The sequence below is a fragment of the Serratia sp. MF1(2023) genome (assembly GCF_030954545.1).
GTDB lineage: Bacteria > Pseudomonadota > Gammaproteobacteria > Enterobacterales > Enterobacteriaceae > Serratia > Serratia sarumanii.
Genome location: NZ_JAVHUX010000008.1, coordinates 104009 through 114902, shown reverse-complemented (window position 1 = coordinate 114902; position 10894 = coordinate 104009). Strand labels below are relative to the sequence as shown.

Sequence of the window (10894 nt, the reverse complement as noted above, 5' to 3'; positions counted from 1 at the left end):
GCCGATTAACGGCTACGGAAGACAATGCGGCCTTTGCTCAGGTCGTACGGGGTCAGCTCTACAGTGACTTTGTCGCCCGTCAGGATGCGGATATAGTTTTTACGCATTTTACCGGAGATGTGTGCGGTTACCACGTGCCCGTTTTCCAATTCAACGCGGAACATGGTGTTCGGCAGCGTATCAAGAACGGTGCCCTGCATTTCAATATTGTCTTCTTTGGCCATCGAATCCTCTAGGTCTAACTACCTTAGTTTTTAACCGGCAAGATAATGCCGAAAAACCCCCATTATGTAAAGATGTGTCGGTGAACATTGCACCGTTTCCACCAATTAGTTTACTGGAGAGGGCGGTTCAGCCGGCTGTGGGGATATGACTTGCGGCTCCCAGCACGCCGGCGCCAAAGGCCGCCGTTGAAGGGTGCTGAGCTGCTGCAAAAATTGACGGCGCGGAATTTCACGCGCGCCAAGGCGGGCAGTGTGAGCGTTCAGCACCTGGCAGTCAATCAATTCCCCGCCATAAGCGGCAAAATGGCGGCAAAAGGCCATCAATGCGCATTTTGAGGCGTTGGTGACGCGGCTGAACATCGATTCGCCGCAGAACAACGCGCCCTGCGCCACGCCATACATGCCGCCGACCAGTTGATTATCCTGCCATACCTCCACCGAGTGCGCGTAGCCGAGGCGGTGCAGATGCTGATAGGCGCGCTGCACCTCCGGGCCGATCCAGGTGCCTTCATCCGGCCGGTGGGCGCAGGCGGCGATCACCGCGGCGAAGTCGTGATTGAGCGTGATGCGAAACGGATCGTGGCGCAAAAAGCGTTTCAGGCTGCGGTTGAGATGAAACTCTGTCGGGAACAGCACCGCACGCGGATCGGGCGACCACCACAGGATGGCTTCCCCCGGCGAATACCAGGGGAAGATGCCGCGCTCGTAGGCCGCCAGCAGCCGCGGCGCCGTCAGGTCGCCGCCGATAGCCAGCAGGCCGTTAGGGTCGCGCAGGGCGCTTTCAGGCGAGGGGAACGCCAGCGACTGTGGGGAAAGCTTCACGATGCGCATACGGGGTCTCTGCGTCCTCTACGGGCCGATTACGGCGCCAGGTTGCTGATACGGTTGCGAAAGCGGGCATAGCGGCCCTGCCGGCGCATCAGGGTGGCGTGATCGCCCTGTTCGACAATCCGGCCGTCGTCCATTACGCAAATGCGGTCGAGATGCTCCAGGCCGTACAGACGGTGCGTCACCAGGATCAGCGTCTTACCCTGACAATGCCGGCGCAGCAGCGCCAGGATCTGCTGCTCGGTTTCGGCGTCCAGCCCTTCAGTCGGTTCGTCGAGCAGCAGCAGCGGGGCCGGGTGCAGCAGCGCGCGGGCGATGCCCAGGCGGCGCTGTTCGCCGCCGGACAGCTGCCGGCCGCCTTCGCCCAGCCAGGCGTTCAGCCCGCCGTCGCTGTCCAGCAATTTATCCAGCCCCACCTGCCGCAGCACCTCGCTCAGGCGAGCGTCGTCGGCATCCGGCGCGGCCAGCCGCAGGTTTTCCCGCAGCGTATCGCTGAAGATATGCACCCGCTGGCTGACGACCGTGGTCATCCGACGCAGCGTGGCTTCATCATAATCCTCCAGCGGTTCGCCGTTGAGCAGAATTTTTCCGCCGTCGGTGCGCCAGGCGCGGGTCAGCAACTGCAGCAGGGTGGACTTGCCGCAGCCGGTGCGGCCGAGCAAAGCGATGTGTTCGCCGGCCGCGACCTCGAGCGTGACGTCGCGCAGCACCGGCTGCGGTTGGTCGGGGTAGGTGAAGCTCAGCTGCTGCAGGCTAAGATGAGCCCGATCGGCGGCGGCCGGGCCGGCGGCCGGGAAGGTGACCTCCGGCTGACGATCGATGATCTGCTTGACCCGCGTGGCGGAGGCAATGACCTGGCCGAGGTGCTGGAAGGCGCCGGCGACCGGCATCAGCGCTTCGAACGACGCCAGCGCGGCGAAGACAAATAGCGCGATCAGCGCGCCGGGCTGGGTATCGCCGGCGATGCCGGCGGCGGTCAGCCACAGTAGCAGCGTTACCGTCAGCCCGCTGGCGAGGATCATCAGCGCCTGCGCCATGCCGCTCAGCGAGGCCTGCTGCCACTGGCGGCGTTGCCACCGCTGTTCGGTGGCGTTCAGCGTCTGGCGGAAGTCGTTGACGGCGCCGAACACCACCAATTCCGCCTGCCCCTGCAGCCAGGCGGTCAGGTCGGTGCGGTATTGGCCGCGCAGCGCGGTAAGCTGGCCGCCGATCGGCTTGCCGGCGCGATAAAACACCGGCGGCACCAGCAGCAACAGCAGCAACAGGATGCCGCCCAGCGTCAGGGCGAGTGCAGGATCCAGCCAGCTCAGGCCGTAGGTGACCACCAGGATCACCACCGCTGCGCTGATCAGCGGCGAGATCACCCGCAGATAAAGATGATCCAGCGTGTCCACGTCCGCCACCAGGCGGTTGAGCAGCTCGGCCTGACGGAAACGGGCGATGCCGCCCGGCGTCAGCGGCAGGATCTTGCTGAAGGTGAACACCCGCAGATGCGATAGCACGCGGAAGGTGGCGTCGTGGCTGACGACTCGCTCAGCGTAGCGCCCGGCGGTGCGGAAGATCGCCGCGCCGCGCACGCCGGCGGCCGGCAGCATGTAGTTAAAGGTCAGCAGGCCCGCCAGTCCGGCCAGCGACGAGGCGGCCAGGAACCAGCCGGAGAGCGCCAGCAGGCCGATGCTGGCCAGCAGAGTGACGATCGCCAAGAGGATGCCGAGGCTAATCAGCAGGCTATGGCGGCGGTACAACGCCAAAAACGGCAGCAAAACGCGCATGATTAAAGCTCCCCGCGGCGATGGGCGATCAGAGTGGCGAACAGGCCCGGCTGGGCGCTGAGGGTGGCGTAATTGCCCTGTTGCACGATGCGCCCGTTATCCATCACCCAAATCTGATCGTAGTCTTCGGTGTCTTCCAACTGGTGCGTCACCAGCAGGGTGGTTTGCTGATGCGAAGCGGCGTTCAACGCCTGCATCACCCGCTGCTCGCTGTGGGCATCGAGGCTGGCGGCCGGTTCATCCAGCAGCAGCAGGCGGCGCGGGCCGATCAGCGCCCGGGCGACCGCCACGCGCTGCGCCTGGCCGACCGACAGGCGGGCGGCGTTGTCGCCCACTTCGGTGTCGAGCCCCTGCGGCAGATAAGGGAGCAGTTCGCTGACGTAGGCGTGTTCCACCGCCTGCTGCAGCTGCGCTTCGTCGGCCTGCGGGCAGCCCAGCAGGATATTGGCGCGCAGGGTTTGCGCCGGCAGGTGCGGGTTCTGACCGACCCAGCTCAGCTGTTGGCGCCAGGTTTCGGCGGACAGGTCACGCAGCTCGACGCCGTTGACGGTCAGCGATCCGCGATAGGGCAGGAAGCCGAGCAACAGATTGAGCAGTGAACTTTTGCCGGCGCCGCTCAGCCCGACCAGCGCCACGCGCTGCTGCGGTTGCAGGGTGAAATTCAGCGGCCCGGCCAGCAGCACGCCGTTCGGCGACAGGATTTCCAACGCGTTCGCCTGCAGCGTCAGCGGTTGATCGGCGGGCAGTTGCCGCGTGCCGTTGCCCATCTGCTCGCCTTCGGCGCTGAGGAAGGTTTCCAGCGCTTCCGCCGCGCCGACCGCCTGCGCCTTGGCATGGTAGAAGGTGCCGAGATCGCGCAGCGGTTGGAAAAACTCCGGCGCCAGAATCAACACCAGAAAACCGGAAAACAGCGTTACGCCGAGGCCGTAGCTGCCGAAATTGAGTTCGCCGAGGTAGGAAAAGCCGAAGTACACCGCCACCACGGCGATGGAGATCGAAGCGAAGAACTCCAGCACGCCGGAAGAGAGGAAGGCCATGCGCAGCACTTCCATGGTGCGGCTGCGGAAGTCTTCGGAAGATTTGGCGATTTGCGCGGTTTCGGCCTGCGCGCGGTCGAACAGCCGCAGGGTGTCCAGGCCGCGCAGGCGGTCGAGGAAGTTGCCGCTCAATCGCGCCAGCGCCACGAAGTTGCGGCGGTTGGCGTCGGCGGCCCCCATGCCGACCAGCACCATGAACAGCGGGATCAGCGGCGCGGTCGCCAGCAGAATGATGCCTGCGGCCCAATTGATCGGGAAGACGGCGATCAGGATCAGCAGCGGGATGAAGACCGCCAGATACATCTGCGGCAGATAGCGCGAGTAATAGTCCTGCATATCCTCGATCTGCTCGACGATGATGCTGGCCCAACTGCCCGCCGGTTTGCCCTGGATCCAGGCAGGCCCGAGCTGCTGCAGCTTATCCAGCACCTGTTGGCGCATGCGCTGGCGGATCACCTGGCCACACCGGAAACCGACTCGTTCCCGCAGCCAGCTCAACAGCGCCCGCAGCGCGAACGCGGCGGCCAGCCAGATAAACGAAGGGATCAGCTGTTCGCGCGGGGTATGCTCGATGATCAGGGCGTGCAGCAGGCTGGCCAACAGCCACGCCTGCGCCACGATCAGCAGGCCGCTGAACAGCCCTAACAGCATGGAAAGGCGCAACCAACGCTGCGCTAACGAACTCTGGGTTTTAAGCCAACGGGTTAACTGTTGCTGTCTGGTTTTTTTCATCAGATATGCGTCTGCGTCGCCGGCGCCCGTTTGTTACGGGCTGGGTTAACGTACTGTTAAATAATAGTGTTTGGCGCAATCGGCGACAAACAAGCGAGGCCCCATGTTACCTCGTCACCCGGCAGACTGAAAATAATAAAGCGGCCAAATGTGGCTATAACAGACGCGAGAAGGGGAGTGCGGAGGGGGGAAACAAAAAAAGCGGCTCGAGAGCCGCTTTTTGCTGATGAAGAGAACGTTTTAGCAGACTTCTGCGCCGGCGATGCCGTCCAGGTAACGCTCCGCGTCCAGCGCCGCCATACAGCCGGTGCCGGCGGAGGTGATCGCCTGGCGGTAGATGTGATCCATCACGTCGCCCGCGGCGAACACGCCGGGGATGGTGGTTTGGGTCGCATTGCCGTGAATGCCGGACTGCACCTTGATGTAGCCGTTTTCCAGCTCCAGCTGGCCGCCGAAGATGCCGGTGTTCGGGCTGTGGCCGATGGCGATGAACACGCCGGCCAGTTCCAGTTCACGGGTTTCGTTTTCCGCTTTGGTGCTGCGGATACGCACGCCGGTCACGCCCATTTCATCGCCCAGCACTTCGTCCAGCGTATGGTCGGTGTGCAGCACGATGTTGCCGCTTTTCACTTTTTCCATCAGCCGGTCGATCAGGATCTTCTCCGAGCGGAAGCTGTCGCGGCGGTGGATCAGGTGAACCTCGGCGGCGATGTTGGACAGGTACAGCGCTTCTTCAACGGCGGTGTTGCCGCCGCCGACCACTGCGACTTTCTGGTTGCGGTAGAAGAAGCCGTCGCAGGTCGCACAGGCGGAAACGCCTTTGCCCTTGAAGGCCTCTTCGGAAGGCAGGCCAAGATAGCGGGCGGAGGCGCCGGTCGCGATGATCAGCGCGTCGCAGCTGTATTCGCCGCTGTCGCCGAACAGGCGGAACGGACGCTGCTGCAGATCGACGCTGTTGATGTGATCGAAGACGATTTCGGTCTGGAACTTCTCCGCATGCTCGCGCATGCGCTCCATCAGCGCCGGACCGGTCAGGCCTTCGGCGTCGCCCGGCCAGTTTTCCACTTCAGTGGTGGTGGTCAGCTGGCCGCCTTGTTCCATACCGGTGATCAGCACCGGGCTCAGGTTGGCGCGCGCCGCGTAAACGGCGGCGGTGTAACCGGCCGGGCCGGAGCCCAGAATCAGTAATTTGCTATGTTTAGCCGTGCCCATGAATAACCTCTTTATTCCACAATGGCGGACAATGAAGCCGATTGTAGGGAAAATGACGCAGTAAAAAAAGCGCCGGGCGACGTTGTTAACGATTTGTATGATAGTTGTCGCCTATTAATGCACCCGCTGTCGGCAAATCGTACGCCGAACGCAGAAATTTACCTTATCAAAGTCGCATTAGGCCGCTGAATCGCCAAGCGCGCAAAAACGGCGCATTCTGCGACTTAGGCCGCTCCCTGCCGGGGGTTATCTGCCAGCGATTCATAACCAAAAATGGGATGCAGACTTTTCGTGACGGTACGTTGTTCTGATTTTGCTTCTTTTACTTTGACAATCCGCTGCGCATTTGCGAAAACATCATAGGAAGAAGAAATTATCCCCGTAACACCAGCAAATCGTACGTATTTGCGCCGCGAGGCGGCAATGCGCGGTGGATGTGCGGAGCAGGGCGCGCAAGCGTTTGCTGATTTTTTCTCGACCTTAACGTCGTTACCGGCGCCGCGCGGGGTTGGACAGACAGGCTGCGCGGCGTGGAATGATGGTAGTGAAGAAGCATATGACAGGCATCGGGTCTTCGCTTGGAACGAACCCTTACACATTGACGTTGGCTAGGGTGTGGCAAGTGCACGGAAGAAAATAAGAGAGACAATAATAATGGCAGACAACAAGAAACGCCCGGGTAAAGATCTTGACCGTATCGACCGCAACATCCTGAATGAGCTGCAGAAGGATGGGCGTATTTCGAACGTCGAGCTTTCGAAGCGCGTGGGGTTATCCCCGACACCATGTTTGGAACGCGTGCGCCGTCTCGAGCGCCAGGGTTTCATTCATGGCTATACCGCATTGCTTAACCCGCATTATCTGGATGCGTCCCTGCTGGTTTTCGTGGAGATCACGCTGAACCGCGGCGCGCCGGATGTGTTTGAGCAATTCAACTCGGCAGTGCAGAAGCTTGAAGAGATTCAGGAGTGTCATCTGGTTTCCGGTGATTTCGACTACCTGTTGAAAACCCGCGTACCGGACATGTCGGCTTACCGTAAACTGCTGGGCGAAACCTTGCTGCGTTTGCCGGGGGTCAACGACACCCGTACCTACGTAGTGATGGAAGAAGTGAAACAGAGTAACCGTCTGGTTATCAAAACACGGTAAGGTGCAGGTGCAAAACCTGATTAAATTGGTTACACTCCTGTTTATTCATACAGTTTCGGCGCCGGGGAAGCTTCTCGGCGCTGTTGCTATGTCAGCTAACAGGAACCTGGAGAGCCTTTCTTGAGCCAGGAATATACAGAAGATAAAGAAGTTACCCTGAAAAGACTCAGCAGTGGCCGGCGTTTGCTGGAGGCTGTGCTTATCGTGGTAGCGATTTTTGCCGTTTACCTCATGGCTGCGCTGGTCAGTTTCAACCCGTCTGACCCAAGCTGGTCGCAGACCGCGTGGCATGAGCCGATTCACAACTTGGGCGGCGGTGTTGGGGCCTGGTTGGCCGACACGCTGTTCTTCACCTTCGGGGTGCTCGCCTACGCGATACCGCCGATCATGCTGGTTCTGTGCTGGGCGGCCTATCGCCAACGGGCCAACAGAGACTACGTCGACTATTTCGCGCTCTCCCTGCGCCTGATCGGCACCCTGGCGTTAGTGCTCACCTCCTGTGGGCTGGCGGCGCTGAACGTTGACGATCTCTATTACTTCGCTTCCGGCGGCGTGATCGGCAGCCTGCTGAGCAACGCCATGTTGCCATGGTTCAACGGCATCGGCGCCACGCTGGCGCTGCTGTGCGTGTGGGCGGCGGGGCTGACGCTGTTTACCGGCTGGTCCTGGCTGGTGATCGCCGAGAAGATCGGCGGGGCGGTGCTGGGCGTCGCGACCTTCATGACCAACCGTTCGCGTCGCGAAGCGCGTTATTTCGAGGATGACGAGCGTTACGTTGACGACGAGCCTGAGCAGGTAGGGAAGGGCGCCGCCGCAGCGGTTGCCGCGACCGCCGCCGGAGCCGCGGCCGCCGATGACGACGTGTTGTTCTCTGCGCCTTCGGTCACTGAAAGCGCCAAAGAGGCGGCGGAAGACGCCGCCGATCCGTTGCTCAGCGGCCTGAGAGCCGACGATGCTGAGGTTGAAGCCGACGCCGCGCCAATCGCGCCGGTGGCTTCGCCTGCACCGGCGGTGAAGGCAGCGATCCACGAGCCCGTTGCAGCGCCGATCGCCGCTCAGGCGCCGTCGGTAACGGTGGCGCCGGCCGCGCCGGCCTCGGTCAATCAGCACCCGGTGAGCGCCCCGGCGCAAGACGCCACGCCGCCGCTGTACTCCTTCGAAATTCCGGAAGAAACGCCTGCACCGAAGGCGACGCGTCCTGTCGATCCTTATCAGGATGACGATGAGCCGCGTCTCGGCAATTGGCAAGAGCCGGCTGCGCCGCAGCCGCCGGCGCGTTCTCCCTTTGATTTTACCGCCGCGCAGCGCGACAGCGCCGACGTCAGCGGAGCGGGTGGTTTCAGCGCTACCGGTGCCAAGCCACTGCTGGATACGGCAGCCGCTGCCGCTGCGGGTGCCGCAGCGGCGACCTTCATGCCGGCCTTCACGGCCACCAGCGACGGCAATCCGCAGGTTAAGCAGGGCATCGGCCCTGAGCTGCCGCGGCCGAACCCGGTGCGCATCCCGACCCGTCGCGAGCTGGCTTCTTACGGCATCAAGCTGCCTTCGCAGCGTGCGGCCGAGCAGGAACAGCGCCAGGCGGATCCTCAGCAGCCGACGGCGGTGAGCCCGCAGGAAGAAGAGGCGCTGCAGGAAGCCGCGCTGCGTCAGGCGTTTGCCGAGCAGCAAAGCCAACGCTACGGCGAAAGCTACGCGTCGGAGCAACAAGATGACGAGAGCGCCCTGCAGGAAGCCGAGCTGAGCAAGGCGTTTGCCGAGCAGCAGAACCAACGCTACGGCGAAGGCTATCAACAGGACGACGAAGAGGCGCTGCAAGAGGCCGCGCTGCGCCAGGCGTTCGCCGAGCAGCAGCAGGCGCGCTACGGCCAGCAAGCGGCTGCTCCGCAAGCGCCGGCCGCCAGCCCGGTCGATACCCGCAATGCTTTCAGCTTCTCGCCGATGGCGGATCTGGTGGATGATGGCCCGAGCGAGCCGATGTTCACGCTGTCTCCGCAGCTTGAAGAGCGCATTGAACAGCAAAGCGAGCAACAGGACGACGTGCCGTTCGGCCAGTTTGAGCCTGCGGCGCCGGTTGCCCAACCTCAGCAACCGCACTCGCAGCCTCAGCAATACCAGCAGCCGCAGCAACAACAGTATCAACAGCCGTCGCAGCCATATCAGCAGCCACAGCAACCGGTGCAGCAGCAGCCTCAGCAAACTCAGGCCGAGCAGCATCCGGCGATGGACAGCTTGATTCACCCGTTCCTGATGCGCAACGATCAGCCGCTGCAGAAGCCGACCACGCCGCTGCCGACGCTGGATCTGCTGACCGAGGCCCCGAAAGAGGTAGAACCGGTCGACTCCTTCGCGCTGGAACAGAAGGCGCGTCTGGTGGAGGCCAGCCTGGCCGATTACCGCGTGAAAGCCGACGTGGTGGACATCCTGCCGGGGCCGGTCATCACCCGCTTCGAGCTGGATCTGGCGCCGGGCGTTAAAGCGGCGCGCATTTCCAACCTGTCGCGCGATCTGGCGCGCTCGCTGTCGACGTCGGCGGTGCGCGTGGTAGAAGTGATCCCCGGCAAGCCTTACGTCGGTCTGGAGCTGCCGAACGCCAAGCGGCAAACGGTGTATCTGCGCGAAGTGCTGGATTGCCCGGCCTTCCGTGACAACCCGTCGCCGCTGTCCATCGTATTGGGTAAGGACATCTCCGGCGAACCGGTGGTGGCCGATCTGGGCAAAATGCCGCACTTGCTGGTCGCCGGTACCACCGGTTCCGGTAAGTCGGTCGGGGTCAACGCCATGATCCTGAGCATCCTGTATAAAGCCACGCCGAAAGAAGTGCGCTTTATCATGATCGACCCGAAAATGCTGGAGCTGTCGGTTTACGAAGGCATTCCTCACCTGTTGACCGATGTGGTCACCGACATGAAAGACGCCGCCAACGCGCTGCGCTGGTGCGTGGGGGAAATGGAACGCCGCTACAAGCTGATGTCTGCCCTGGGTGTGCGTAACCTGGCCGGCTACAACGAGCGCGTCGATCAGGCCGAAGCGATGGGGCGTCCGATCCCGGATCCGTTCTGGAAGCCGACCGACAGCATGGACATCACGCCGCCGGTGTTGGAGAAAGAGCCGTACATCGTGGTGATGGTCGACGAATTCGCCGATCTGATCATGACGGTCGGCAAGAAGGTCGAAGAGTTGATCGCTCGCCTGGCGCAGAAAGCGCGTGCTGCGGGTATCCATCTGGTGCTGGCGACCCAGCGTCCGTCGGTGGATGTGATCACGGGTCTTATCAAGGCCAACATCCCGACGCGTATCGCCTTTACCGTGTCGAGCAAGATCGACTCCCGCACCATCCTCGATCAGGGGGGCGCCGAGTCCTTGCTGGGTATGGGCGACATGCTCTATCTGGCGCCGAACTCCTCGATTCCGGTGCGCGTGCATGGCGCATTCGTGCGCGATCAGGAAGTGCACGCGGTGGTCAAGGATTGGAAAGCGCGCGAGCGGCCCCAATATAAAGAGGGCATTCTCAGCGGCGGCGAAGACGGCGAGGGCGGTGCCGGCGGTGGTATGGACGGCGACGAAGAGCTGGATCCGCTGTTTGACCAGGCGGTGGATTTCGTGGTGGATAAACGCCGCGCCTCCATCTCCGGCGTACAGCGCCAGTTCCGTATCGGCTATAACCGCGCGGCGCGCATCATCGAACAGATGGAAGCGCAGGGCATCGTCAGCGAGCAGGGGCACAACGGCAACCGCGAGGTGCTGGCGCCGCCGCGGCACGATTGATGGTCGTTTAGCCATTGCAATTCAATAAGAAAGGGCCGCTTAAGCGGCCCTTGTGCAAAGAAGCGTAAACCCGTTTCTTCTCGGAACATTGGCCTACCGGCCGATCGCCGGCTTCGGGTAAAGTAACGGGGTAAAGGGTTGATTTGACCCGCACGGCGTCGCCCTGCGGTTAACG

7 protein-coding genes are annotated in these 10894 nt (G+C 62.3%); 2 read left to right on the top strand and 5 right to left on the bottom strand.

Annotation, left to right across the window (positions count from 1 at the left end):
* Positions 1-5 precede the first annotated feature (5 nt).
* From infA to trxB, 5 genes are all read right to left on the bottom strand, one after another.
* Complete coding sequence (gene infA / locus REA38_RS03415) at positions 6-224, bottom strand: translation initiation factor IF-1 (protein ID WP_002211347.1); 219 nt, start codon at positions 222-224, stop codon at positions 6-8.
* A 105-nt stretch (positions 225-329) separates the two neighbouring features.
* Positions 330-1055 carry a leucyl/phenylalanyl-tRNA--protein transferase gene (aat, locus tag REA38_RS03410; protein ID WP_033637838.1) on the bottom strand — a complete coding sequence of 242 codons (726 nt, stop codon included), beginning with the start codon at positions 1053-1055 and terminating at the stop codon, positions 330-332.
* Positions 1056-1084: 29 nt separating this feature from the next.
* Positions 1085-2824, bottom strand: a complete 1740-nt coding sequence (cydC, locus tag REA38_RS03405; RefSeq protein WP_308884994.1) for a cysteine/glutathione ABC transporter ATP-binding protein/permease CydC — start codon at positions 2822-2824, stop codon at positions 1085-1087.
* A gap of 2 nt (positions 2825-2826) precedes the next feature.
* Positions 2827-4593 carry a cysteine/glutathione ABC transporter permease/ATP-binding protein CydD gene (cydD, locus tag REA38_RS03400; RefSeq protein WP_308884992.1) on the bottom strand — a complete coding sequence of 589 codons (1767 nt, stop codon included), beginning with the start codon at positions 4591-4593 and terminating at the stop codon, positions 2827-2829.
* 240 nt (positions 4594-4833) lie between these two features.
* Entirely contained in the window at positions 4834-5805 is a 972-nt protein-coding gene (trxB, locus tag REA38_RS03395) for a thioredoxin-disulfide reductase (protein WP_033637844.1), read from the bottom strand.
* Between the two features lie 654 nt (positions 5806-6459).
* On the opposite strand from trxB, the gene lrp reads away from it, so the two are divergent.
* Entirely contained in the window at positions 6460-6954 is a 495-nt protein-coding gene (lrp, locus tag REA38_RS03390; RefSeq protein WP_004928318.1) for a leucine-responsive transcriptional regulator Lrp, read from the top strand.
* 120 nt (positions 6955-7074) lie between these two features.
* Entirely contained in the window at positions 7075-10719 is a 3645-nt protein-coding gene (locus REA38_RS03385) for a DNA translocase FtsK 4TM domain-containing protein (RefSeq protein WP_308884989.1), read from the top strand.
* Positions 10720-10894: the final 175 nt, after the last annotated feature.